Here is a 24,513-nt window from a genome sequence, read left to right as displayed (position 1 = left end):
GGCCTACCCCCGGCCGGTGGGGAGGGGGACGGTCCGCAGCAGGTCGTCGACCGCGTCGGCGCTCCGGTATCCCTGGATCTGGGCCTCGGGAGTGAGCAGGAGCCGGTGGTCGAGCACGGGATGCGCCAGGGCCTTGAGGTCGTCCGGGACGACGAACTCGCGCCCGGCGGCCGCGGCCCGAGCCCGGGCCACCCGCTGGAGGCCCAGGCTGGCACGCGGGGACATGCCGAGGGCGAGCTGGGGGTGGTGCCTCGACGCGTCGGCGAGGTCGACCAGGTACTCGCGTAGGGCGGGGGCCACGTGGACCGAGCGGGCCGCGGCGGCGAGGGCGGCGATGTCCGCCGTGCCCGCGACCGGCTCGAGGTCGGCGAGGGGGTCGCGGTCGCCGTGCGCCTCGAGCACGTCGATCTCCGACTCGCGCGACGGGTAGCCGACCGAGAGCCGCATCAAGAAGCGGTCGAGCTGGCTCTCGGGCAGGGGGTAGGTGCCCTCGTGCTCGATGGGGTTCTGGGTGGCGATCACCATGAAGGGCGGGGCCATCGGGTAGGTGACGCCGTCGACGGTCACCTGTCGCTCGCCCATCGCCTCGAGAAGGGCCGATTGCGTCTTCGGCGACGCCCGGTTGATCTCGTCGCCCAGGACCACGCCGGCGAAGATCGGCCCCGGCCGGAACTCGAAGCGCCCTTCGGCGCGGCTCCACACGTTGACTCCCACGACGTCGGAGGGCAGCAGGTCGGGCGTGAACTGCACCCGCCCGAACGTGCAGTCGAGCGATGCGGCCAGCGCCTTGGCCAGGCTGGTCTTGCCGACGCCCGGCACGTCCTCGAGCAGGAGGTGGCCCTCGGCGACGAGGCACAGGAGCAGGAGGCGCACCACGCTGCCCTTGCCCTGGATGACCCGCTCGATGTTGGCCTGGACGCGCGTCAGCACGTCCGCCTGCGGGTCGGGCTCGCGCAGCGCCATCTCGTCGAGGTTACGGGGTCGTCGGCCACAATGGCGGGCGTGGTGAGCGAAGCGACGTCCCTCCCGGTCGGGGCGCTGGCGGTGGACATCGGGGGGACGAAGATGGCCGCCGGCATCGTCGACGGGGCGGGCGCGCTGCGAGCGTCTGCTCGCACCGCCACGCCGACCGACGACGACCCCGAGGCCGTCTTCGCGCCCCTCGCGACCCTGGTCGACGACGTGCTCCTCGAGGGCCGCCGGCTCGGCGTCGCGGTCGACGTGTGCGGGGTCGGCTGCGGGGGACCGATGGCCCGTGACGGCGAGGAGGTGTCGCCTCTGAACATCAAGGGCTGGCGGGGCTTCCCCCTGCGGCGCCGACTCGCCGAGCAGTCGGGCCTGCCCACCTTCGTCGACAACGACGCCAAGGCCCTCGCCCTCGGGGAGGGCTGGCGGGGAGCGGCCCGAGGCACGGACTCGTTCCTCGCGATGGTCGTCTCCACCGGGGTGGGGGGTGGCGTGGTCCTCGAGGGCCGCCTCCTCGACGGCCACTCGGGCAACGCCGGCCACATCGGCCACGTGATCGTCGAGCCGGACGGGCACACCTGTGCCTGTGGGGCCCGGGGCTGCCTCGAGGCCGAGGCGTCGGGTACCGCGATCGCGGCCATCACCGGACGGCCGGCGCTGGAGGCCCCGGCCGAGATCCGGCAGCGCACGGGGCGCCTCGTCGGGCGGGCCGTGGCCTCCGTGGCCAACCTGCTCGATCTACGCCTGGCGGTGGTGGCGGGCTCGGTCGCCCTCGGCTTCGGGGCCGCCTTCTTCGAGGCGGCCCAGGCCGAGCTCGACCGCTGCGCCCGCCTCGAGTTCTCGCTCGGGGCGCGGCTCTCGCCGGCGGGTCTCGGCGCCGACGGGCCGCTCGTCGGGGCCGCGGCGGTGGGCTTCGCCGGCCTCGGTCACCCGGTGCTGGGAGGGCACCGATAGCTTGGCGCCCATGGCCTGGGGCATGCGTGCGATCGGAGCGGTGCTGGTGCGCCCCTGGTTGTGGGCGACGGCCGTCGCCCAGCTGTTCCGCCTCGCCCGACCCGGCTGGTGGCACCGGTGGCCGCTCCTCCCGCTCCCGGACGAGGACTACCTGCGCTTCCGCCTGGTGACCGCCTACGGCGACCCCGACCGGGATCCCGACGCCGCCGACCTCGTCACCTACCTCCATTGGTGCCGGGCCTGGCCCCGGGTGAGCGGGGTCTGAGGCGGTGCGGGCCCCCGCGAGCGCGAGGACCGGCCCGCCCGCAAACCCTGCCGTCCGCCCGCGAGGCCAGGGCTAGGTTCGACCGATGGCCCCCTCGCTGGTGCTGAACGCGTCGTACGAGCCCCTCTCGGTCGTCCCGAGTCGGCGCGCCGCGGTCCTGGTGCTCTCCGAGAAGGCCGACCTGCTCCACGACACCGGTGAGGCACTTCGGGCCGAGCACGTCTCGATCCCGGTGCCCTCGGTCATCCGCCTGCGTAGCTTCGTGAAGGTCCCGTTCCACCGGCGGGCCCCCCTCAACCGGCGCGCCGTGTTCGTGCGCGACCACCATCGCTGCCAGTACTGCGGTGGCCGCGCCGAGAGCATCGACCACGTGGTGCCCCGGAGCCGTGGCGGCGAGCACCGGTGGGAGAACGTCGTCGCGGCGTGCCGGCCCTGCAACAGCCGCAAGGGCGACCGTTTCCTGGCCGAGACCGCGATGGTGCTCACGCGGCGCCCGTCCGCACCGCTCGAGCACACCTGGGTCCTCGTGTCGGTCGGCCACCTGCCGGAGCACTGGGCGCCCTACCTGCGCGTCGCGCCGGCCCTCGCCGCCGCGGGGGCATGAGCGCCGCCCCCGGCCCGGCGGCGGGGGACGAGGGCCTGGACGCGGCGGCCCGCAAGGCCGAGAAGCGCGCCAAGAAGGAGCGGAAAGCCAGACGGCGGGCCCGGTGGCGCATCGAGCACCGCCTGGGCTCGCCGGGCTTCCTCCACGCCCTCCCGCTGCCCGACCCGCTGCGTCGCTCCGTGTGGGTGATGGGCGCCACCAGCGCGGCGGTGGCCCTCGGCAGCGCACAGCGCCCCGATGCGGTCGATGCGGCCCGGGCCCAGGCGGCGGGCCTCGAGGTCGTGCGTCGCCACAGTGGGGGAGGAGCGGTGCTGCTCCAACCGGGCGCCATGCGCTGGATCGACGTCCTCGTCCCTGCCGGCGACCCGTTCTGGGACGACGACGTCGGGCGCTCGTTCCTGTGGCTGGGGGAGGCATGGGCCGACGCCCTCGCCGCCGTGGGCGTCGCCGCCGAGGTGCACACGGGCGCACCCCTGCGCACCGAGTGGTCGCCCCTCGTGTGCTTCTCGGGTCTCGGCACCGGCGAGGTCACCATCGGGGGGCGCAAGGCCATCGGCTTCTCCCAGCGCCGAACCCGTGCCGGGGCCCGCTTCCAGTGCCTCGTCCTGGCCGACTGGGACCCGGAGCCGCTGCTCTCGGTGCTCGACCTCGACCCCGCCGAGCGCGCCCGGGCGGCGGCCGAGCTGGCCGACGTGGCCACCGGCGTGGGCACCGATCGCCTCGGCCCGCTCGTCGCCGCGGTGCTCACGACCATCGAAGGCAGGAGGGCGCCCACGAACCCACGGTGATCGGTGGTCGGTGGGAGGGTTCGCCCTGAGAAACCCACGTGAAACCAGAAAATGTTGACGAATGGCAGAAAGTCGCCGATAGTGGTGCGAAGCGACCACGCCTGACCACGGTCAGTGCGCGGTCGTGCGAGGGACCACCACCACCACACCGGAGACCTTTCTGTGCAGCTGTCGGGGCAGTTCGAGCGCACGCTCGACGACAAGGGGCGCGTCGTGCTCCCCTCGCGCCTCCGGGAGCTGCTCGCCGGCCAGTCGATCCTGATCACCGACGTCGGTGACCGGTTGAGCATCTGGCCGACCGATGAGTTCGGCCGCTTCGTCGACGACCTCACCGAGGACCTGCTGGCCAAGGTGGACGCCGGCGAGATCGACGACGCCGAGCTCAACGAGACCCTCGAGTTCCTCTGGGCCGGCGCCCAGCCCATCAAGGCCGACCAGCAGGGCCGCATGGTGATCCCCGAGGAGCTCCTCACCGACGAGCTGCGCGGCGCCGACGTCGTGCTCGTCGGCGCCCGCGACCACATCAACGTGTTCCCGGCGGCCGAGTACTTCGCCCGCAAGCAGGCGGTGCGGCCCAAGGTGGCCAGCAACGTCTCGATGTACCGGCCGCGGCGGCGCTCCGATGGCTGAGCTCCCCGTGCGCCCCACGCAGGCCACGCATCCTTCCTCGAGGCAGACCGGCACGGGCATCGCGCTCATCCGCTGCCTCCCGGCCGACGAGGTGGTTGACCCCTACTCCGCCCGTCTCCCATCCCGCCCGCTCGGGGAGAAATCCCGACGTGCACCTGTCGGCCGGGGGGTTGCCGATGGGCGCGGTGCCGTGTCGCCCGCCCACCTGTCCGCGGTCATCACCGCCCTGCGGGAGCTCGACTGATGGCCGAGTTCGCCCACACCCCGGTGATGGTCGACGAGGTGGTCGAGCTGTTCGGCCCCGTGCCCGCGGGCGTCTTCGTCGACGCCACCGTCGGGGGAGGAGGCCACGCCGAGGCCATCCTCACCGCCCACGACCACCTGTCGCTGCTCGGCCTCGACCGCGACGAGGACGCCCTCGCGGCATCCTCCGAGCGCCTGGCCGGCTTCGGCGACCGGGTGACGCTGCGCCACACCCGCTTCGACCACCTGGCCGAGGAGGTGCACGCCCTCGGCCTCGAGCAGGTCTCGGGCGTGCTGTGCGACCTCGGCGTCAGCTCGCCCCAACTCGACCGGGCCGACCGCGGCTTCAGCTACCGGTCCGAGGCCCCCTTGGACATGCGCATGGACCGCACCCAGGAGCGCACGGTCGCCGAGCTCGTCAACACCTGGACCGAGGCCGACCTCGCCACCCTGCTGCGTGACGCCGGGGGTGAGCGCTACGCCCGGGCCATCGCCCGCGCCATCGTGGCCAACCGTCCCATCGAGCGCACCGACGAACTCGCCGAGGTCATCCGCGAGGCCATCCCGGCCCCCGCCCGTCGCCGCGGGGGTGACCCGGCCCGCCGCAGCTTTCAGGCCCTGCGCATCGGGGTGAACGACGAGCTGGACATCCTCGAGGGCACCCTCGACCAGGCCATCGACCTGCTCCGCCCCGCCGGTCGTGCCGCGGTGCTCGCCTACCACTCCGGCGAGGACGTGATCGTGAAGCGCTGCTTCCGGTCCGCCGCCACCGGCGACTGCACCTGCCCGCCCCAGCTGCCGTGCGGCTGCGGGGCCCGTCCCTCCGTGCGCCTGCTGAAGCAGGGCGCATGGAAGCCCTCAGCGGCCGAGGTGGCCGCCAACCGTCGTGCCGAGAGCGCCCGCCTGCGCGCCGTCGAGAAGCTCCCCCAGGAGGAAGCATGAGCCCCGCCCTCGCGCCGGTGACGGCCCCGCGCCGCCACCCCCGCCACGCCCCGACGACCCCTCCGGTCCCGCGCCGCGACCACCTGCGACTGGTCGAGCCGCCGACCCGATCGCCCCGGGTCGTCCCCGCCAGCCGGCCCCGGGTCAGCCGCCGGGCGGCCATGCTGATCGGTGGCGCGGTCCTGTTCGCCGTCCTGTTCGCCGTGGCCGTCCTCCAGACCCAGAACGTGGCCGGTCAGATGCACCTCGACCGGGTACAGCAGGACATCTCGGATCGCCAGGCCGAGGCCCAGGCCCTCCGGCTCGAGGCCGCCGAACTGGCGGCACCCGCCCGCATCGTGACCGAGGCAGAGCGACTCGGCCTGGCCACCCCCGCGGGCGGCCCGACCTTCGTCAACCAGGTCGCGCCCGACGCCGCCACGGGCGACGGGGCCACGGCGGTCGACCCGAGCCAGTGGGCGGCGCCGGAAGCGGAGGTCTCCCTCGACGAGACCGCGGCCGGGCCGGTGGACGCGGTGCTCACGCCATGAGCGCGGCCGGCGGCCGCGGCCGCCCCCCGTCCCGTCCCGCCCGTCCCGCCCGGGCCCCTGGCCGCACCGGCCGCACGGCCGAGCGCACGGAGAGCCCCCGGTCCCGCCCGACCGGGGGCGCCGCCGCGTCGCGGTCACCGCGCCCGCCGCGAGCGACGAGCGAGCCGCAGCCCGAGCGCCACGGCCGGCGTCAGCCCGCCCGGCACCGCACCGGTCGGGGCCCGCACCCGCGCCGGCGCCTCCTCGGGCTGCTGGTGTTCGTCCTCTTCCTGTTCAGCCTGCTGCTCGTGCGCGTCGCCGAGCTCCAGACCGTGAGCCCCGAGCGCTACGTGGCCTTCGGCGAGCAGCAGCGGGTCCGCTCCATCGACCTCCCCGCGGCCCGCGGGTCGATCCTCGACCGCAACGGGGAGGACCTCGCCCTCAGCGTCAACCAGACCACGGTGTACGCCAACCCCCAGGAGATCGCCGACCCCGTGGCGGCCGCCGCGCACCTGGCCCCGGTGCTGGCCATGGACCAGAACGAGCTGATCGAGAAGCTGAGCGACGACAGCGAGTTCGTGTACCTCGTCCGCCAACAGCCCGACGAGCTGGGTGAGGCCGTGGACGAGCTCGCCATCGAGGGCGTGCACCTCATGGACGAGCCCGCCCGCTTCGAGCCCTCGGGTGACCTCGCCCGCTCGGTCATCGGCACCGTCGGGGTCGACAACACCGGGCTCTCGGGCGTCGAGCAGCAGTACGAGGACGCCCTCACCGGCACTCCCGGCGAGCTGACCGTCGAGCGGGCGCCCGACGGCGACACCATCTCTTCCGGCGACCGCCACCTCACGCCCGCGCAGCAGGGCGACAGCCTCGTGCTCACGCTCGACCGGGGCATGCAGTTCGAGGCGGAGCGGGTCCTCGCCGAGCAGGTCGACGCCACCGGTGCCCTCGGGGGCATCGCCGTCGTGAGCCGGGTCGGCACCGGTGAGGTGCTGGCCATGGCCAACGTCGAAGCCACCCAGAACGACGACGGCAGCCGTGGCCCCGCGGTGCCCAGCAGCAACAACCGCGCCGTCACCGCCATGTTCGAGCCCGGGTCGGTCAACAAGGTGGTGACGATGGCGGCGGCCATCGAGGAGGGTGTGGTCGAGCCCGCCACCCGCTTCATGGTCCCCGACGGCCTCCAGGTCGCCGACCACCTCTTCACCGACCACGACCCGCACCCGCTGGTCAACTGGAGCGTCAACGACATCCTCACCCAGTCGTCCAACGTCGGGACGATCATGGTCGCCCAGGAGCTGGGGGCCGAGCGGCTCGACGAGTACATGCGCCGCTTCGGCTTCGGCCAGCCGACCGCGCTGGGGTTCCCCAACGAGGCCGCCGGCATCACCCTTCCGCTCGACGAGTGGTCGGGCACGTCCATCGGCAGCATCCCCATCGGCCAAGGCATCTCCGTCACCGCGCTCCAGATGATGAGCGCCTTCAACGTGGTCGCCAACGACGGCGTGTACGTGCCGCCTCGCCTGGTCCTCGCCCGCGTGGCCGAGGACGGCGCCCGACAGGGGATCGACGCACCCGAGCCCCACCGGGTCATCTCCACCAGCACGGCCCGCCAGCTGAGCACGATGATGATGTCGGTGGTCGACACCGGCACCGGTACGTCGGCGGCCATCCCCGGCTACCACGTGGCCGGCAAGACCGGGACCGCCCGCAAGCCGCAGGACACCGGTGGCTACGAGGACGCCGCGGGCAACTACCACTACGTCGCCACCTTCGCCGGGTTCGTCCCCGCCGAGGACCCCGAGCTCTCGATGATCGTCGTGCTCGACGAGCCGACGTCCTCGATCTACGGCGGTGAGGTGTCGGCGCCGGTGTTCGCACAGCTCGGCCAGTACGCGCTCGCCCGCTACGGCATCGCCCCGCCGGCGCAGCTCGCGCCCGTCTCCCTGCCCTCTGCCGCCGTCGACCCGAGCCAGGACGGCCTCGGGACGCCCGTGCCGTGACGTGGAACTCGCCCGCCTGACCACTCTCCTGAACGGCGCCATCCTCGACGGCGCTCGCCTCGTCGGCGCCGGCGACGGTGACGGCGAGGTGGACGTGACCGGCGTGGCCCACGACAGCCGGGCCGTGGCCCCTGGCGACCTCTTCTGCTGCGTGCGGGGGGAGCACGCCGACGGTCACGACCACGCCGCCGCCGCCGTGGGAGCCGGTGCGGTGGCCCTGCTCTGCGAGCGCCGGCTCGACCTGCCGATCCCGCAGGTGGTGGTGCCCGACGCCCGCGCGGCCATGGGCCCGGCCGCCGCCGCGGTGCACGGCAACCCGTCCGAGCACCTCGTCGTGATCGGGGTGACGGGGACGAACGGCAAGACCACCACGGTCCACCTGCTCTCGTCGATCCTCGAGCACGCCGGGCGTCGGGCCGAGGTCATCGGGACCCTCACCGGGGCCCGGACCACGCCCGAGGCGCCCGAGCTCCAGCGACGCTTCGCCGACTTCCTCGCCGCGGGGGTCGAAGCGGTCGCCATGGAGGTCTCCTCGCACGCCCTCGCCCTGCACCGGGTCGACGGCACCCGCTTCCGGGCGGCCGTGTTCACCAACCTCAGCGCCGAGCACCTGGACTTCCACGCCACCATGGAGGAGTACTTCCAGGCCAAGGCCCGTCTGTTCACCCCCGAGCTGGCCGACGCCGCAGTCGTCAACGTCGACGACCCGCGGGGTCGGCTGCTCCGGGACGCGGCCATCATCCCCACCCGGGGCTTCAGCCTGGACGAGGTCGACGACCTCGAGGTGGGCCACACGTCGAGCCGCTTCCGCTGGCGCGACCAGCACGTCACCGTCCCCCTCGGCGGCCGCTTCAACGTGGCCAACGCCCTCGCCGCCGCCGAGACCGCGATCACCCTGGGCATCGAACCGGCGGTGGCGGCCGAAGGGCTCGCCACCGCCGGGCCGGTGCCCGGCCGGTTCGAGGCGGTCGACGCAGGGCAGGACTTCGGCGTCGTGGTCGACTACGCCCACACCCCCGACGGCCTCGAGCGCCTGCTCGACACCGCCCGCGAGCTGGTGGGGGAGGGACGCCTCCTGCTGGTGTTCGGCTGCGGCGGTGACCGCGACACGGCCAAGCGGCCCCTGATGGGGGAGGTCGCCGGTCGCCTGGCCGACCAGGTCGTCCTCACGTCGGATAACCCCCGCAGCGAGGACCCAGCGACCATCATCTCCGAGGTGAGATCAGGATTCGACGACGACCGCACGCTCCTCGTGGAGCCCGACCGGCGCCGGGCCATCGCCATGGCCCTCGAGACGGCCGATCCCGGTGACCTCGTGGTGATCGCGGGCAAGGGCCACGAGACCACCCAGACCATCGGGGAGACGACGCTCCCGTTCGACGATCGCGTCGTGGCCCGGGAGCTGCTGTCGTGAAGACCCTCCTCGTCGCCGGCGGCATCGGCCTGGTGGTGTCGCTCGTGTTCACCCGCCTGCTCATCACCTGGCTCACCAACGCCCACATCGGCCAGCCCATCCGCGAGGACGGGCCCCAGGGGCACATCACGAAGGCGGGCACCCCGACGATGGGTGGTCTGGCCATCGTCATCGGCGCGGTCTCGGGCTACGTGATCAGCGACATCTCCAGCAGCCGGATCATCACCCGCTCGGGACTCCTGGTGATGGCCGCCATCGTCGGCGCGGGCCTCGTCGGGCTCATCGACGACTACCTCAAGGTGTCCCGGGAGCGGAACCTCGGCCTGAACAAGCGGGCGAAGATCATCGGCCTGCTCATCGTCGCGGTGGGCTTCGCGGTGCTCACCCTGGTGCACACGCCCGTGCACACGGAGCTCTCGATCAGCCGGGTCGGCCAGTTCGACATCGACCTCGGAACCGTGGGGTGGGTCGTCTTCGCGGTGCTGTTGATCCTGGGCAGCGCCAACGCGGTGAACCTCACCGACGGCCTCGACGGCCTCGCCGGTGGCTCAGCGGTCTTCGCCTTCATGGCCTTCACCATCATCGGCTTCTGGGCGTTCCGCCACCCCGCCACCTACGACGTGGAGCACGCGCTCGACCTCGCCGTGGTGGCCGCCGCCATGACCGGCGCCTGTACCGGGTTCCTGTGGTGGAACGCGGCCCCGGCCCGGATCTTCATGGGGGACACGGGTTCCCTGGCCATCGGCGCCGGCCTCGCGGGCCTCGCCCTCACCACCAGCACCGCGCTGCTGCTCGTGGTCATCGGGGGCCTGTTCGTCATGGAGACGCTCTCGGTCATCCTCCAGGTCACGGCCTTCCGCCTCTTCGGCGGCCGCCGGATCTTCCGCATGGCCCCCATCCACCACCACTTCGAGCTCGGCGGCTGGCCGGAGACCACGGTCATCATCCGCTTCTGGATCATCGCCGGCCTGCTCACCGCCGTGGCCCTGGGTTTCTTCTACGCCGACTTCATCAGCACGGGGGCCATCGACTGATGGGCGCCCCGCTGCTGGTCGTGGGCCTCGGCGTGACCGGCGAGGCCGTGGTGCGGGCGCTGCTGTCCCGCGGGCACGACGTGGTGGTGGTGGAGGATCGTCCGACCGACGAGAAGCGGGCCCTCGCGGCGGCGCTGGGCGTCGACCTGGTCGCCGAGCCGGACGAGGGTGCGCTGGGTGCACTCGTCGCGGGATCCGAGGCCGTGCTGCCCAGCCCCGGAGTGCCCGAGGCCCACCCGGTCTTCGGGGCCGCCCGCAGCGCCGGTGTCCCGGTGCGCAGCGAGTTCGACCTCGCCGCGGCGTGGGACGACCGCCCCCTCGTCGCCATCACGGGGACCAACGGCAAGACCACGGTCACGATGCTGGTGACCGAGATGCTCGAGCGCAGCGGTCGACGGGCGGTCGCCGCCGGCAACACCGAGGTGCCCCTCGTCACCGCCATCGACGATCCGGCCACGGATGTCTTCGTGGTCGAGGCGTCGTCGTTCCGTCTCGGCCACACCGAGCGCTTCGCGCCCGCGGTGGCCACCTGGCTCAACTTCGCGCCGGACCACCTCGACGTGCACGCCTCGCTCGCGGTGTACGAGGCCGCCAAGGCCCGCATCTGGGCCGACCAGGGCCCGGACGACCTGGCCGTGGCCAACGCCGACGATCCGGTGGTCGCCGCCCACCACGGGCCGGCCCGTCGGGTCACCTTCTCGACCCGGGACGACCACGGCTTCCACGTCGCCGGCGGCGTCCTCGTCACGGACGAAGGGATCGAGCTGGTCGGGGTCGACGCTCTGTGGCGCGCCTTCCCCCACGACGTGGCCAACGCCCTCGCCGCGTCGGCCACCGCGCTCGGCGCCGGTGCCTCCCTCGACGGGGTGCGTGCCACCCTCACCGGGTTCGCCGGGATGCACCACCGGGTCGAGCTGGTGGCGGAGCGCGGGGGCGTGCGCTTCTACGACGACTCCAAGGCCACCGTCCCCCACGCGGTCGCGGCGGCCCTCGCCGCGTTCGACTCGGTCGTCCTGATCGCCGGGGGCCGCAACAAGGGCATCGATCTCTCGCCGCTCGCCGCCGACCTCGGGCGGGTGCGCGCCGTGGTGGCCATCGGAGACGCCGCCGCTGACGTCGAGGCTGCCTTCGCCGGCCGCCGTCCCGTCGAGACCGCCACCTCCATGGACGACGCCGTCCGCCGTGCCGCCGCGCTCGCCGAGCCCGGCGACGCCGTGCTGCTGTCACCGGGGTGCGCGTCGTTCGACTGGTACTCGTCCTACGGCGAGCGCGGCGACGACTTCGCCCGTGCCGTGCACGCCCTCGCCCCGTCCCCGCCGACCGTCTGACTCGCCGAGCACCGGAGGACCCACCTTGGCCACCACCACCCGCACCCCCGACGAGCTGCTCGACGAGCGGGGCGACCATCTCAGCGAGACGCGCCGCCGCCATCCCGCCGGCCGTCTGCGCCCGGGTCGGGCCACGGGGACGTGCATGGCCATCCTCGGCCTCGTCGGGTTCCTCACCCTGTTCGGCCTGGTGATGGTCATCTCGGCCTCGTCGGTCACCGACCTCAAGGAGCACGGGACCACCTGGTACAGCTTCAAGCGCCAGGCCCTCTGGGCCGTGGTCGGCACCTTCGGCCTCGTGCTCGCCTTCCGGGTGCACTACCGGCGGTGGCGGAACTGGGCGGGGCCCATGCTCATCGGCTCCATCGGCCTCCTGCTGCTCGTCCTCGTGCCCGGCGTGGGCGCGGAGGTGAACGGCGCGTCCCGGTGGATCGGCGTCGGCGCCCTGCGGGTCCAGCCGTCCGAGTTCGCCAAGCTGGCGGTGCTGCTCTTCGTGGCCAAGCTGCTGGCGGACCGCGAGCGCGAGGGCAAGGCGCGGGTGACGAGCCTCACCCTGAAACCCACCCTCGTCGTGTTCGGTGGGGTGGCGGCGCTGCTGATGCTCCAGCCCAACCTGGGCACCACCATCGTCCTCGGCGCCATCGTCCTCACCATGCTGTTCATCTACGGTGCCCGCCTCCACCACCTCGGCGGGATCGCCCTGCTCGGCGCCGGCGCCGCCACCTTCCTGGCCCTCCAGGCCAGCTATCGCCGGGCCCGGGTCACCGCGTTCCTCAACCCGTGGGCCGACCCCTCCGACACCGGCTACCAGACCATCCAGAGCCTCGTCGGGATCGCCTCGGGCGGGCTCTTCGGCGTCGGCCTCGGCGCCAGCCGTGCGAAGTACGAGTTCCTGCCCGAGGCCCACACCGACTTCATCTTCGCCATCGTCGCGGAGGAGCTGGGCCTGTTGGGCGCCGCCGTCGTCATCGGGGCGTTCGTGGCCCTCACCTACTTCGGCGTGCGCGTCGCCCTCGAGACCGCCGACCCGTTCGGTCGCCTCGTGGCCACCGGCATCTCCACCTGGTTCGGCGTACAGGCCTTCATCAACATCGGCGCGGTCGTGGCGGTCCTGCCCATCACCGGCGTCCCCCTGCCCTTCGTCTCCTTCGGCGGATCGTCGTTGGTGGTGACCCTCGTCGCAGCTGGCATCCTTGCCAACATCGCCTCGCACGCCGACTGAGCGCGGGGCACCCGATGAGGTGAGCGCAGCGGTGAGCCAGGACGCGGGGCCCGACCCGGCGACGACCACGAACGCGGGGCAATCCCCGACGACGAGCACGGCGTGGGCCGTGATCGCCGGCGGGGGGACGGCCGGCCACACCCTCCCCGGCATCGCCATCGCGCGGGCACTGGTCGAGCTCGGTCACGATCCCGCCACCCTCCACTTCGTGGGGTCCGAGCGGGGGAGCGAGGCGCGCCTCGTGCCCGCCGCGGGCTTCGCCGTGACCCTGCTCCCCGGTCGGGGCATCCAGCGCCGGCTGACCCTCGCCAACGTGGGCGCCGTCTGGGGCCTCCTGCGGGCCCTGGTCCGGGCCTTCCTGCTGATGGCCCGCCATCGGCCCGCCGTCGTGGTCGCCATGGGTGGGTACGCCAGCGTGCCCTGCGCCCTCGCCGCGGTCGTGCTGCGCGTGCCGATCGTCGTCGCGGAGCAGAACGCCGTGCCGGGTCTGGCCAACCGGCTGACGGCCCGCTTCGCCAAGGTGGCCGCCGTCTCCTTCCCCGGCACCGCCCTGCCGCGGGCCGTGCTCACGGGCAACCCCGTGCGCCCCGAGGTGCTCGCCGTCGACCGTGCCCGGGACCGCGACGCGGCCCGGTCCGCCCTGCACATCGCCGACGGCCAGCGGGTGTTGCTGGCCTTCGGGGGCTCGCTGGGCAGCCTGCGCATCAACGAGGCGGTGGTCGGTGCCCTGGCGGCGTGGCTCCCTCGCCGGGACCTCACCGTTCGCCACGTCATCGGCGAGCGGGACTGGGCCGTGCTCACCGAGCAGGCTCCGGCGCCCGTCACCGAAGGGGTGACGTACGTGCCCGTCCGCTACGAAGACGACATGCCCCGAGCCTTCGCCGCCGCCGACCTCGTCCTCTGCCGGAGCGGGGCCACGTCGGTCGCCGAGTTGGCGGCCATCGGGGTGCCCGCGATCCTCGTCCCCCTCCCCGGGGCGCCGGGGGACCACCAGACCGCCAACGCCCGTGCCCTGGTCGACGCCGGTGCCGCGGTGCTGGTGCCCGACGCCGAGCTGACCGCCGAGCGGCTCGTCCGGGAGGTCGACGCCCTCCTCGCCGAGGACGGCCGGCTCGAGGCAATGGGCGGGGCCGCTCGCGGGGTGGCCAACCGCGAGGCGGGCAACGCCGTGGCCGCACTCGTCGAGGAGCACGCCCGTGGCTGACCGCCTGGATCTGGGCCGCCCCCGACGGGTACACGTCGTGGGGGTGGGCGGCGCCGGCATGAGCGCCATCGCCACCGTCCTCGCCGACATGGGCCACACGGTGAGCGGGAGCGACCTCAAGGCCTCACCGGGGCTCGAGCGCCTCCGAGCCCGGGGCCTCGACGTCACCGTGGGCCACACCGCCGAGCACCTGGGCGAGGTGGATGCGGTCACCATCTCGACCGCCGTGCCCGCCACCAACCCCGAGGTGGTGGCCGCCCGTGAGCGGGGCATCCCCGTGCTGCGCCGGGCCGACGCCCTCGCCGCCATCGCCGGCACCCGCCGCACCATCGCCGTGGCCGGTACGCACGGCAAGACCACCACCTCGTCGATGCTCGCCCTCGTGCTCGTCGAAGCCGGCCTGCACCCGTCGTTCATCATCGGCGGTGACGTCAACGAGATCGGTACCGGCGCGGTGTGGGACTCGGGGGAGTGGTTCGTGGTCGAGGCCGACGAGAGCGACGGCACGTTCCTCGAGCTCGGGGCCGAGGTCGCCCTGGTCACCAACATCGAGCCGGACCACCTCGAGCACTACGGCAGCTACGACGGCCTCCTCGCCGCCTTCGGCCGGTTCCTGGCCGAGGCGGCTGGACCCCGGATCGTGTGCGCCGACGACGAGGTCGCCGCTCGAGTGGGTCGCGAGGTCGGTGCCGTGTCCTACGGCGAGGCCGACGACGCCGACTACCGGCTCGTGGATCCCGTCGTCGAGCGCAACGGCACCACGTTCTCGCTGCACCGTCGAGGGGTCGACCTCGGGCGGCTGCACCTGCCGGTGCCCGGCCGCCACAACGCACTGAACGCGACCGCGGCGTTGGTGACGGGGCTCGAGCTGGGAGCGTCCTTCGAGGCCTGTCGCGCTGCGCTCGAGCGCTTCGCGGGGGTCGCCCGCCGGTTCGAGTTCCGTGGTGAGGTCGACGGCATCACCTTCGTCGACGACTACGCCCACCTGCCCACCGAGGTCTCGGCCGCGCTCGAGGCCGCCTCGGAGGGCACCTGGGGTCGGGTGGTCTGTGTCTTCCAGCCCCACCGCTTCAGCCGCATCTCCGACCTGTGGCAGGACTTCGGTGACGCGTTCGGCGACGCCGACCTGCTGGTCGTCACCGACATCTATCCCGCCGGCGAGGCGCCCCGGCCCGGCGTCTCGGGAAAGCTCATCGTCAACGCGGTGCTCGAGGCCGACCCGTGGCGCGCCCTCGCCTACCTGCCGAAGCGGCCCGACCTCGTGCCCTACCTCCGCTCCGTGCTGCGCCCGGGCGACCTCTGCCTGACCCTGGGCGCCGGCGACCTCACCTCGTTGGCCGACGAGGTGCAGGCCGCCCTGCGGTCGTGAGCGGGGCGCTCGACCGGGTGGCGGCGCGCCTCGGCGCGCGGGCCCGGCGGGACGTCCCCCTCGGCCCGCTGACCACCTACCGAGTGGGAGGCGCGGCCGATGTCTTCGTGGTCGCCGCCGAGCTGGCCGAGCTCCGCGCGGTCGCCGAGGCCGTCGCCGGCGAGGGCGTGGCCACGCTCGTCCTCGGCCGGGGCTCCAACCTCCTGGTGGCAGACGCCGGGTTCCACGGCGTGGCGATCCAACTGGCGGGCGACTTCGAGGCGGTGGGCGTCGTGGGCACGGACGTCACCGCCGGTGGGGCGGCATCGCTCCCGGTGGTCGCTCGGCAGAGCGCGGCGGCGGGGCTCACCGGCTTCGAGTGGGCGGTCGGGGTGCCCGGATCGATCGGCGGGGCGGTGCGCATGAACGCGGGCGGCCACGGGTCGGACATGGCCGCCTCGCTCCGGAGGGTCCACCTCGTCGACCTGGCCACCGGGGAGGATGGCTGGGTGCCCGCCGACCGCCTCGACCTCTCGTACCGGCACTCGTCGGTGCGGGCGGACCAGGTCGTGGTGGCGGCCGAGCTGTCCCTCGCCCCTGGCGACCGCGCCGCCGCCGAGGCCGAGATCTCCGAGATCGTGCGCTGGCGCCGGGCCCACCAGCCGGGTGGGCAGAACGCCGGCTCGGTCTTCACCAATCCACCAGGCGACTCGGCGGGTCGCCTCATCGAGGCCGCCGGGGCCAAGGGCCTGCGCATCGGGACGGCGCACGTCTCCACGAAGCACGCCAACTTCATCCAGGCCGACGAGGGCGGGTCCGCCGACGACGTGTGGCGCCTGATGCAGACGATCCAGGAGACCGTGCGCGCCGCCAGTGGGGTGATCCTGCACCCCGAGACCCGCCTCGTGGGCTTCGATCCCTCACGCTGAGGTCGAGGCGCGGTGACGACCAGGAGGGGTGAGCCTCGAGGTGGGGAGGAGGTCGAGAGCGGCGAGCGACCCTCGACCATCGACCCCCGCATCCGGGCGCGCCGCGTCGAGGTGCGCCGCTCCGAGGGGCGACGGCGGCTGCGGGTGGTGGTCGTCCTGGGTGCCCTCCTGGCCGTGGCGCTCCTGGGCCTCGGGCTCTTCTTCACCCCGCTGCTCGACGTCGACCGCTTCACGGTGGCCGGGCAGTTCCGCACGGACCCGGCCGACATCGTGGCCGCCGGCGGCATCGAGCAAGGGGCGCCGCTCCTCACGGCCGACCTCGACGCCGCCGCCGATCGCATCGAGGCGCTCCCCTGGGTGGCCGAGGCGACCGCTCGCCGGCGCTGGCCGGGGACGGTGCGCTACCGCGTCGTCGAGCGGGTCCCGGCTGCCGCGGTGGCCGCTGACGACGACACCTGGGTCGCCGTGGACGGCGAGGGCCAGGTGCTGGCGCTGCTCGACGGGGAGCCCGCCGACCTCCCGGTGGTCGAGGGCGCCACCGTGGCGCCCGACGTGGGCGCCGCCGTCGCCGAGGACGCCCGGGGGGCCTTCGCGGTGGCCGCGGTGATCCCCGAGGGCGCCCGGCCGCTCGTCGATGCGATCGTCATCGATGCCGACGGCGGCGTGACCGTGCGGCTCGTCGCCGGAGGGATCGTGACCTTCGGGGCGCTCGAGGACCTCCCGGCCAAGGGCGTCGCCCTGGCCAGCGTGCTCGATGCCATCGATCCGTGCATCGCCACGCTCGACCTGTCGGTGGCGTCGGCCCCGGTCCTCACCCGGACGCCGGGTTGCGGGTGACAGGCCTGTTGGTTACGGTGAGGTTGAGCGAGGCGACTTCGCGCGCCCCGAACACAACGTTCAACCTCCCGTCGAGGGTTCGGCCGGGCACCCCAGGCGCCCGGCGTTTGCCGTTGTGCCGGGGTGGCGTGACCGCCTCGGCCACCACTCACCGGGAGCACACCACATGGTCGGCATCACCCAGAACTACCTAGCGGTCATCAAGGTCGTCGGTATCGGCGGTGGTGGGGTCAACGCCGTGAACCGGATGATCGACGCCGGCCTGAACGGCGTGGAGTTCGTGGCCATCAACACCGACGCTCAGGCGCTGCTGATGAGCGACGCCGACGTCAAGCTCGACATCGGACGGGAGCTCACCCGGGGCCTGGGCGCCGGCAGCGACCCCGAGATCGGCCGTCAGGCCGCCGAGGACCACAGCGCCGAGATCGCCGCGGCGCTCGAGGGCGCCGACATGGTGTTCATCACCGCGGGCAAGGGTGGCGGCACCGGGACCGGCGCCGCACCGGTGGTCGCCGAGATCGCCCGGAACCTGGGCGCCCTCACCATCGGCGTGGTCACCCGGCCCTTCACCTTCGAGGGCCGCCGCCGCACCGTGCAGGCGGAGCAGGGCATCCAGCGCCTGAAGGAGAAGGTCGACACCCAGATCGTCATCCCGAACGACCGCCTGCTGACGGTCTCCGACGACAAGACCTCGATGCTCAACGCCTTCAAGATGGCCGACGAGATCCTCCTCCAGGGAGTGCAGGGCATCACCGACCTCATCACCACCCCCGGCCTCATCAACACCGACTTCGCCGACATCAAGACGGTCATGAGCGACGCCGGCTCGGCCCTCATGGGCATCGGCTTCGCGTCGGGCGAGGGCCGGGCCCTCGCCGCCGCCCGGGGTGCCATCTCCAGCCCGATGCTCGAAGCCTCCATCGAGGGGGCTCGGGGCATCGTGTTGAACATCTCGGGCGGCAGCGACCTCGGCCTGCTCGAGGTCAACGAGGCCGCCGAGGTGATCCACGGCGTGGCGCACCCGGACGCCAACATCATCTTCGGCGCCATCATCGACGACGAGATGGGCGACGAGGTCCGGGTCACCGTGATCGCCGCCGGCTTCGATCGCTGGGACGAGAAGGACAAGCGCTCGACCGAGCAGAGCGACGCCGACTTCCTGCGCTCCGTCCCGCTCGACCGTGAGCCCACCGGCGACCTGTTCGCGACCCACGACGACGAGGACGACGACCTCGACGCGGGTGACGACTTCGACGTCCCCTCGTTCCTCAAGTAGCCCCGCCGCCGCGGTGTCGCACCACGCGCACCCGGCGTCCTGGGTCTTCTCCACCCGCGCCGACGGCGATCTCGCCATCGACGCTCCCGCCGTCGACGCGGCGCGGGCGCGCCTGCTCGCCGGGGCAGGTGGCCCGTCGGTGCGCTGGAACTGGCTCCGGCAGGTGCACGGCGCCGACGTCGTCGTGGCCGAAGGGGCGGGGCACCACCAGGGGACCGAGGCCGACGCACTCGTCACGGCCCGCGCCGGGGTGCCCGTGGCGGTGCAGACCGCCGACTGCGGAGCGGTGGTGCTCACCAGCGCCGAGGGCGTCGTCGGCGCCGCCCACGCCGGCTGGCGCGGCCTCGCGGCCGGGGTGGTGCAGCGCACCGTCGCACAGATGCGATCGCTCGGTGCCGGCACCGTGGTCGCCCACGTCGGTCCGATGATCCACCCCGAGTGCTACGAGTTCGGGGCCGACGACCTGGAAGAGGTGGCCGACGCCCTCGGTCCCGACGTCGTGGGGCGCACCCGCACCGGCGCCCTCGCGCTCGACGTGCCGAGCGCCGTGGACGCCGCGCTGGCAGCCGCCGACGTGTCGGTGGCCTCGGCGTCGCCCGGCTGCACCGCCTGCGAAGCCGAGCGCTGGTACTCGCACCGGGCCCGCAAGGAGACCGGCCGCATGGCCGCCGTCGTCTGGGTGACCCCGTGATCGACGTCGGCGCCATCCGGGCGCGCGCCGAGGAGGTCCGCGCCCGGATCTCGGCCGCCGGCGGCGACCCCGCCGCCGTGACCCTCGTCGCGGTGACCAAGGGCTTTCCGCCGGCGCTGGCCGTGGCCGCAGCCGAGGCCGGCCTCCTCGACCTGGGCGAGAACTACGCGCAGGAGCTCGTGCCGAAGGTCGACGCCGTCGCGGCGTCGGGCGCCGCGCCGCGCTGGCACTTCCTCGGCAACCTCCAGCGCAACAAGGTCCGGTCGCTCGCCCCCCACGTGACCCTCTGGCAGAGCGTCGATCGTGAGGCGCTCGGCGCCGAGATCGCCCGCCGGGCCCCCGGGGCGTCGGTGCTGGTCCAGGTCAACCTGAGCGGCGAGCCCCAGAAGGGCGGCTGCACGCGCGAGGAGGTGGAGCCCCTCGTGGCGACCCTCGCCGACCTCGGCCTCGACGTCCGGGGCCTCATGGGCGTGGCCCCCGCGGGAACCGCCGATGACGCCCGACCGGGTTTCCGCTGGTTGCGCTCCGAGGTGGAACGCCTCGCCCTGACGGTGTGCTCGATGGGGATGAGCGCGGACCTCGAGGTCGCCGTCCAGGAGGGCACCACCATGGTGCGCATCGGCACCGGGCTGTTCGGACCACGCTCGTGACCGGCCCCGCAGCGTGTGGGCGGCGGCGACGCTCCGCGCGGGTGGCATCGCGGCGTGCGACACTAACCTTGCCGGTTTCGTAGGAGGAACCAATGTCCAGTACGTGGCGGCGCGCCATGCTCTACCTCGGGCTCGGTCCCGACGAGGAATACGAGGACTACGACGACCACGACCGGTACCAGGAGCGGTACCCCTCGTCGGCCGCGCCGTCCATCGGGTCCGGCGTCGGCCAGGCCGTCCCCGTGCGGCCGGTCCAGCCCGTCGCGCCCGAGCCGCGCCAGGGCGGAGTCGTGCCGGTCGAGCCCTACGCGCCCGACGACGGTGTCTCGGCCATCCGGCCCATCCCCAACGAGGCGCCGGCACCGTCCAACGTGTCGCCGATGGAGAGCCTCGGTGGCTCTGCGGTGCGTCCCATCCCCGCCGTGGCCAAGGCCAAGCCCCACGTCGTGTCGCCGCACTCGTTCACCGAGGCCCAGGACGTGGCCGACCGCTTCAAGGGCAACCAGCCCGTGATCATCAACCTCCAGGGCGCCGACCGTGACCTGGCCCGCCGGCTCATCGACTTCGCCAGCGGCCTGTGCTACGGCCTCGGCGGCCAGATGGAACGGGTCGCCGACCAGGTGTACCTGCTCACGCCCTCCGACGTCGAGGTCTCCGACGAGGAGCGGCGTCGGTTGCAGGAGCGGGGGCTCCACGACTCCTGATCCCCATGAACATCCTCTGCCTCGTCCTCAACCTCTACCTCATCGCGCTCTTCGGCCGGATCATCCTCTCCTGGTTCCCCATGGAGCCCGGGACGCCGATGGCGTCGGTGTACTCGTTCCTGTTCCGGATCACCGAGCCCGTTCTCGGACCGCTGCGCCGGGCCATCCCCGCCGTCGGCGGTGGCAGCTTCCGCCTCGACCTGTCGCCCATCATCGTGCTGATCGGCATCCGCATCATCCAGAGCGCCGTCCTGGGCTGCTGACGCCCTCGTGAGGGGGCGTTCCCGGGCCGGCGCATCCTCGCCCCGCCATCCCCATGGGGACGGAGGGGGTTCGGTACGCTGACCCCATGGATGTCACGCCGCAGCTCCTGAAAGACGTCGACTTCCGCGAGAAGAAGTTCGGCGGATACGACCCCGACGAGGTCGATGACTTCCTCGAGCGGGTCGGCGTGGCCATCGGCCAGCTCCAGATGCGCCTGCGCGAGATGACCCAGCGCGCCGAGGCCGCCGAGGCCCGTCTCGCCGAACAGCCGGCGGCGACCCCCGCGGTCGCCAGCGAGGTCGACGACACCCTGCGCCGGACGCTCCTCCTCGCCCAGCGCACCGCCGACGCCGCCGTGGCCGAGGCCCGGGAGGAGTCCGAGCGCATCGTGGCCGCCGCGCAGGACGAGGCCGAGCGCATCCGCGCCGAGGACGCCGCCCGCCACGAGCGTGAGCTGACCGAGTCCCAGGACGAGATCCGCCGCGCCGGCGACGAGGCCCGGAACCGAATCCTCACCGAGGTGGACGAGCTCGAGGGCATCCGAGACCAGCTGATGGCCGACGTCGAGGTCCTCGAGCGTCACGTCGACGACGAGCGGGCCCGCCTCCAGACCACCGTCGCCACGCTCCAGGGCCTCCTCGACGCCGCCGGCGCCATGGCCCCGCTCGAGCCCCCGGTGGTCACCGCCGTGGTGCCGCCGCGAGCCGAGTCCGAGCCCAACTACGAGGATCCGGGCTCGGGCATGGCCACGCCCGAGATCGTCCCCGAGGCCGCCTTCGAAGAGGCCGCCTACGAGCCGCTGGGCACCATCGAGCCGCCGGCGCCCGCCCCCGCCGACGACGCGCCGCTGTTCCGCGCCCCCGAGGCTGCCGCCCCGCCGCCGGCGTTCGACCCGCTCCCGCCCGCGCCCACCTTCGGTGAGCCCGAGCCGCCCGCACCGGCCCAGCCCGCAGGCTCCGTGTGGGACGCCCCCGCCGAGGACGTCTTCGCCCCCGAGCCCGGCGCCCCGAGCGAGGACCTCTTCGCCCAGCCCCCGCCGCCCCCGCCGCCGCCCGCCGAGCACCACGGCTTCGGCGGCCTCGACGCCCCCGCCGACGCGCCGGCCGGCGACCCCTGGGCGGACCTGCCCGGCACCGGGCCCGCCACCCAGCCCGTCGCCGCCCTCCCCGACGAGGGAGGCGACAACCCCTGGATGGCCGACCTCGCCCGCGAGGAAGCCGCCAACGCGCCGGCGCCCCCCGTCCCCGAGGGCGAGGGGGACGACGCGATGGCGGAGTGGTATCGGGGCCAGGAAGAAGCGGGCGGCGGCGACAAGGGCGAGAAGCACAAGCGCTTCGGCCGCAAGAAGTAGCTCTCGGGTCGAGCTTGTCGGCCCTCGGCCTCCGGGCCGGCGGGTCCTGTCACCGGGTTCCGTTTCGGGCCATGCGGGCGCCGGACCGCGTCCCGCCCTGCACTCTCCGCGGGCGCGGCTCGAGCTCGGGAGTCCTCGGCCTCCGGGCCGGCGGGTCCTGTCGCCGGGTTCCGTTTCGGGCCATGCTCGTCCCTGCGCGTGGCCCGAAGCCGGCCCGGCGCCACCCGCCGACCCTCCGGCCGAGCCCTGGCGGACGTGAGCGGCACGTCACCTCGAGCGGTGTCGCGACACGTCGGCTCGGGGTCGGGTACCGCCACCTCTTCGTGACCGCGAGGGTGTGCCGCTGATCTAGAGCGTCAGGACTTGGTGAGGGTGACCGGGAAGGTCTGGGCGTCGACGGTGACTTCCAGATCGCCGCCGGGGGTGAGGGCTACTTCCGTCGCCAGGACTTCTGTGGCGATCCACGCTTTGTGGGCTTCGATCGCTTCGGTGATCTCCGGCGGGGGGTCGAGGGTGACGACCACTCGGTCGGCGATGGCGAAGCCGGCTTCTTTTCTCAGGTCGTTGAGGGCCCTGACGACTTCCCTGGCCGTGCCTTCTCGTCTCAAGGCGTCGTCGAGGTCGAGGTCGAGGGCGACGGCCCAACCGGCCTCTTCGGCGAGGGCGAGCTCCTCGTGGCGGGAGGCGCGGACCTCGACGTCGGCGCTCGACAGGGTCTCGCCGGCGATCTCGACCTGGCCGTCGGCCTCCAGGGCGGCCTTGATGGCGGCGCCGTCGGCGGCGGCCAGGGCGGCCTTCACCTCGTTGACCTTGGCGCCCAGGCGGGGGCCCAGGGTCTTGAAGTTGGGGATCACCGTCCAGGTCATGAGGCCCGAGAGGGTGTCGATGGCCTCGAGCTCCTTGACGTTCAGCTCGGTGGCGATCTCGGCCTTCACCTCCTCGCCGAGGGTGGCCCCCGGGGCCAGGAGCATCGCTCGGCGCAGGGGCTGGCGCACCTTCATCTTGGCGTCGGTGCGGGCGGCGCGGCCGAGGGCGACCAGACGGCGGGCGCCGGCCATCTCCTCGGTGAGGCCGGCGTCGTGCACCCCGAGGGGGGCCGGCCAGTCCGAGAGGTGCACCGATGCCTCGCCCGTGAGGGTGGTGTAGAGCTCGTCGGCCAGGAAGGGGCAGTAGGGCGCCAGCAGCTGGGCGGTGACGACCAGGCAGCGGTGGAGGGTGGCGTGGGCGTCGGGGTCGGAGCTCTTCCAGAAGCGCGAACGTGAGCGGCGCACGTACCAGTTGGACAGGTCGTCGACGAAGCGGATGATGCGGGTGGCCCCGCCCAGCGCGTCGAAGCTCTCGAGGGCGTCGGTGACCGTGGCGATGGTGTCGTCGAGCTCGGACAGCACCCAACGGTCGAGGACGTGGGTGGGGGACAGCGGCTCGCCCGTGGGTGCCCAGCCGTCGAGGTCGGCGTAGGTCACGAAGAACGAGTGGACGTTCCAGAGGGTGACGAGGGTCTGGCGGGTGGTCTCGCGGATGCCGTCCTCGAAGACCCGGCGGGGGGTCCAGGGTTGGCCGGCGGCGAAGAAGTACCAGCGGACCGAATCGGCGCCGAAGCGGTCGAAGAGGTCCCACGGGTCCATCACGTTGCCCTTGGACTTCGACATCTTGGCGCCGTGCTCGTCGACGATGTGGCCCAAGCAGACGACGTTGCGGTACGGCGTCTGGTCGAACACGAGCGTGTTCACGGCGAGCAGCGAGTAGAACCAGCCACGGGTCTGGTCGATGGCCTCGCAGATGAAGTCGGCGGGGAAGGCCTCGCTGAAGCGGTCGTCCGGCGAGAACGGGTGGTGGTGCTGCGCCGAGGGCATCGAGCCCGAGTCGAACCAGGCGTCGAGCACGGGGGCGAGGCGGGCTGCGGGGGCCGCACACCCGTCCGTCGGGCAGGGGAAGGTGACCTCGTCCACGTAGGGCCGGTGAAGGTCGAGCTCGGAGAGGTCGCGGCCGGCGAGCTCGGCCAGCTCGGCCACCGAGCCGACGCAGGTGTCGTGGCCCGCCTCGCAGCGCCAGACCGGCAGGGGAGTGCCCCAGTAGCGGTCACGGGACAGGGCCCAGTCGACGTTGCCCTCGAGCCACTTGCCGAAGCGGCCGTGCTTGAGGTGCTCGGGGTGCCAGCCGATGCGTTCGTTCTCCCGGAGCAGCTCGGGTCGGCGCTCGGAGGTGCGGGCGAACCAGGAGGTCTTCGCCCAGTAGAGCAGGGGCGTCCCGCATCGCCAGCAGTGCGGGTAGGCGTGCTCGTAGGCCTCCTCGGCCTCGAGGCGGCCGCGGGCGTCGAGGTCGTCGATGATGCCGCGGTCGGCGTCCTTGACGAACCG

The 24,513-nt window shown here is 73.5% G+C and carries 24 protein-coding genes; 22 read left to right on the top strand and 2 right to left on the bottom strand.

From position 1 onward, the window contains the following. Window positions 1-3 precede the first annotated feature (3 nt). The gene (locus JNK12_20760) at window positions 4-963 is read right to left on the bottom strand and encodes an AAA family ATPase (protein MBL8778382.1); all 960 of its coding nucleotides are present in this window, start codon (window positions 961-963) and stop codon (window positions 4-6) included. A gap of 42 nt (window positions 964-1,005) precedes the next feature. Between JNK12_20760 and JNK12_20755 the strand changes: the two genes are divergently transcribed. The 22 genes from JNK12_20755 to JNK12_20650 all read left to right on the top strand — a co-directional run bounded on the left by JNK12_20755 (window position 1,006) and on the right by JNK12_20650 (window position 22,156). Next, window positions 1,006-1,920 (top strand): ROK family protein, encoded by a 915-nt coding sequence (locus JNK12_20755; GenBank protein MBL8778381.1) that lies wholly within the window; start codon window positions 1,006-1,008, stop codon window positions 1,918-1,920. A 10-nt stretch (window positions 1,921-1,930) separates the two neighbouring features. After that, window positions 1,931-2,185, top strand: a complete 255-nt coding sequence (locus JNK12_20750; protein ID MBL8778380.1) for a hypothetical protein — start codon at window positions 1,931-1,933, stop codon at window positions 2,183-2,185. 85 nt (window positions 2,186-2,270) lie between these two features. Continuing rightward, the gene (locus JNK12_20745; GenBank protein ID MBL8778379.1) at window positions 2,271-2,789 is read left to right on the top strand and encodes an HNH endonuclease; all 519 of its coding nucleotides are present in this window, start codon (window positions 2,271-2,273) and stop codon (window positions 2,787-2,789) included. Next, window positions 2,786-3,577, top strand: coding sequence for a hypothetical protein (locus JNK12_20740; protein MBL8778378.1), 792 nt, complete (start codon window positions 2,786-2,788; stop codon window positions 3,575-3,577). Before JNK12_20745 ends, JNK12_20740 begins: the two co-directional genes overlap by 4 nt. Before the next feature lie 162 nt (window positions 3,578-3,739). Next, window positions 3,740-4,207 (top strand): hypothetical protein, encoded by a 468-nt coding sequence (locus JNK12_20735; protein ID MBL8778377.1) that lies wholly within the window; start codon window positions 3,740-3,742, stop codon window positions 4,205-4,207. 243 nt (window positions 4,208-4,450) lie between these two features. Continuing rightward, window positions 4,451-5,392 carry a 16S rRNA (cytosine(1402)-N(4))-methyltransferase RsmH gene (rsmH, locus tag JNK12_20730; GenBank protein ID MBL8778376.1) on the top strand — a complete coding sequence of 314 codons (942 nt, stop codon included), beginning with the start codon at window positions 4,451-4,453 and terminating at the stop codon, window positions 5,390-5,392. Beyond that, the gene (locus JNK12_20725; protein MBL8778375.1) at window positions 5,389-5,922 is read left to right on the top strand and encodes a hypothetical protein; all 534 of its coding nucleotides are present in this window, start codon (window positions 5,389-5,391) and stop codon (window positions 5,920-5,922) included. The genes rsmH and JNK12_20725 overlap by 4 nt, the downstream gene beginning before the upstream one ends. Window positions 5,923-6,176: 254 nt before the next feature. Then, window positions 6,177-7,904 (top strand): penicillin-binding protein 2, encoded by a 1,728-nt coding sequence (locus JNK12_20720; protein ID MBL8778374.1) that lies wholly within the window; start codon window positions 6,177-6,179, stop codon window positions 7,902-7,904. A 1-nt stretch (window position 7,905) separates the two neighbouring features. After that, window positions 7,906-9,318: a UDP-N-acetylmuramoyl-L-alanyl-D-glutamate--2,6-diaminopimelate ligase gene (locus tag JNK12_20715; GenBank protein MBL8778373.1), complete on the top strand. Its 1,413-nt coding sequence runs from the start codon at window positions 7,906-7,908 to the stop codon at window positions 9,316-9,318. Then, window positions 9,315-10,352 carry a phospho-N-acetylmuramoyl-pentapeptide-transferase gene (locus JNK12_20710; protein ID MBL8778372.1) on the top strand — a complete coding sequence of 346 codons (1,038 nt, stop codon included), beginning with the start codon at window positions 9,315-9,317 and terminating at the stop codon, window positions 10,350-10,352. Before JNK12_20715 ends, JNK12_20710 begins: the two co-directional genes overlap by 4 nt. After that, the gene (gene murD / locus JNK12_20705) at window positions 10,352-11,680 is read left to right on the top strand and encodes a UDP-N-acetylmuramoyl-L-alanine--D-glutamate ligase (protein MBL8778371.1); all 1,329 of its coding nucleotides are present in this window, start codon (window positions 10,352-10,354) and stop codon (window positions 11,678-11,680) included. Before JNK12_20710 ends, murD begins: the two co-directional genes overlap by 1 nt. Window positions 11,681-11,705: 25 nt before the next feature. Continuing rightward, a complete protein-coding gene (gene ftsW, locus JNK12_20700; GenBank protein MBL8778370.1) occupies window positions 11,706-12,902 on the top strand; it encodes a putative lipid II flippase FtsW in 1,197 nt (398 codons plus the stop codon). Window positions 12,903-12,933: 31 nt separating this feature from the next. Further along, window positions 12,934-14,106, top strand: a complete 1,173-nt coding sequence (murG, locus tag JNK12_20695) for an undecaprenyldiphospho-muramoylpentapeptide beta-N-acetylglucosaminyltransferase (GenBank protein ID MBL8778369.1) — start codon at window positions 12,934-12,936, stop codon at window positions 14,104-14,106. Further along, entirely contained in the window at window positions 14,099-15,475 is a 1,377-nt protein-coding gene (murC, locus tag JNK12_20690) for a UDP-N-acetylmuramate--L-alanine ligase (GenBank protein ID MBL8778368.1), read from the top strand. The genes murG and murC overlap by 8 nt, the downstream gene beginning before the upstream one ends. Next, complete coding sequence (murB, locus tag JNK12_20685; GenBank protein ID MBL8778367.1) at window positions 15,472-16,383, top strand: UDP-N-acetylmuramate dehydrogenase; 912 nt, start codon at window positions 15,472-15,474, stop codon at window positions 16,381-16,383. Before murC ends, murB begins: the two co-directional genes overlap by 4 nt. 12 nt (window positions 16,384-16,395) lie before the next feature. After that, the gene (locus tag JNK12_20680; GenBank protein MBL8778366.1) at window positions 16,396-17,220 is read left to right on the top strand and encodes an FtsQ-type POTRA domain-containing protein; all 825 of its coding nucleotides are present in this window, start codon (window positions 16,396-16,398) and stop codon (window positions 17,218-17,220) included. A gap of 166 nt (window positions 17,221-17,386) precedes the next feature. After that, window positions 17,387-18,496 carry a cell division protein FtsZ gene (ftsZ, locus tag JNK12_20675; GenBank protein MBL8778365.1) on the top strand — a complete coding sequence of 370 codons (1,110 nt, stop codon included), beginning with the start codon at window positions 17,387-17,389 and terminating at the stop codon, window positions 18,494-18,496. Window positions 18,497-18,509: 13 nt separating this feature from the next. Further along, complete coding sequence (locus JNK12_20670; protein MBL8778364.1) at window positions 18,510-19,187, top strand: polyphenol oxidase family protein; 678 nt, start codon at window positions 18,510-18,512, stop codon at window positions 19,185-19,187. Then, window positions 19,184-19,837 (top strand): YggS family pyridoxal phosphate-dependent enzyme, encoded by a 654-nt coding sequence (locus JNK12_20665; protein ID MBL8778363.1) that lies wholly within the window; start codon window positions 19,184-19,186, stop codon window positions 19,835-19,837. The genes JNK12_20670 and JNK12_20665 overlap by 4 nt, the downstream gene beginning before the upstream one ends. Before the next feature lie 92 nt (window positions 19,838-19,929). Then, a complete protein-coding gene (gene sepF, locus JNK12_20660; protein ID MBL8778362.1) occupies window positions 19,930-20,541 on the top strand; it encodes a cell division protein SepF in 612 nt (203 codons plus the stop codon). A gap of 5 nt (window positions 20,542-20,546) precedes the next feature. After that, on the top strand, window positions 20,547-20,804 hold the full coding sequence (locus tag JNK12_20655; protein ID MBL8778361.1) for a YggT family protein: 258 nt from the start codon (window positions 20,547-20,549) through the stop codon (window positions 20,802-20,804). Between the two features lie 86 nt (window positions 20,805-20,890). After that, window positions 20,891-22,156: a DivIVA domain-containing protein gene (locus JNK12_20650; GenBank protein ID MBL8778360.1), complete on the top strand. Its 1,266-nt coding sequence runs from the start codon at window positions 20,891-20,893 to the stop codon at window positions 22,154-22,156. Between the two features lie 356 nt (window positions 22,157-22,512). Here JNK12_20650 and JNK12_20645 read toward each other — a convergent pair. Beyond that, window positions 22,513-24,513 (bottom strand): class I tRNA ligase family protein (locus JNK12_20645; protein MBL8778359.1); only part of this gene is annotated, 2,001 nt, incomplete at its 5' end.

Source organism: Acidimicrobiales bacterium (assembly GCA_016794585.1).
Taxonomy (GTDB): Bacteria; Actinomycetota; Acidimicrobiia; order Acidimicrobiales; family DATDAH01; genus JAEUJM01.
Note: the sequence above shows the minus strand (reverse complement) of the source record. Positions and strands in the feature narration are given on the sequence as shown.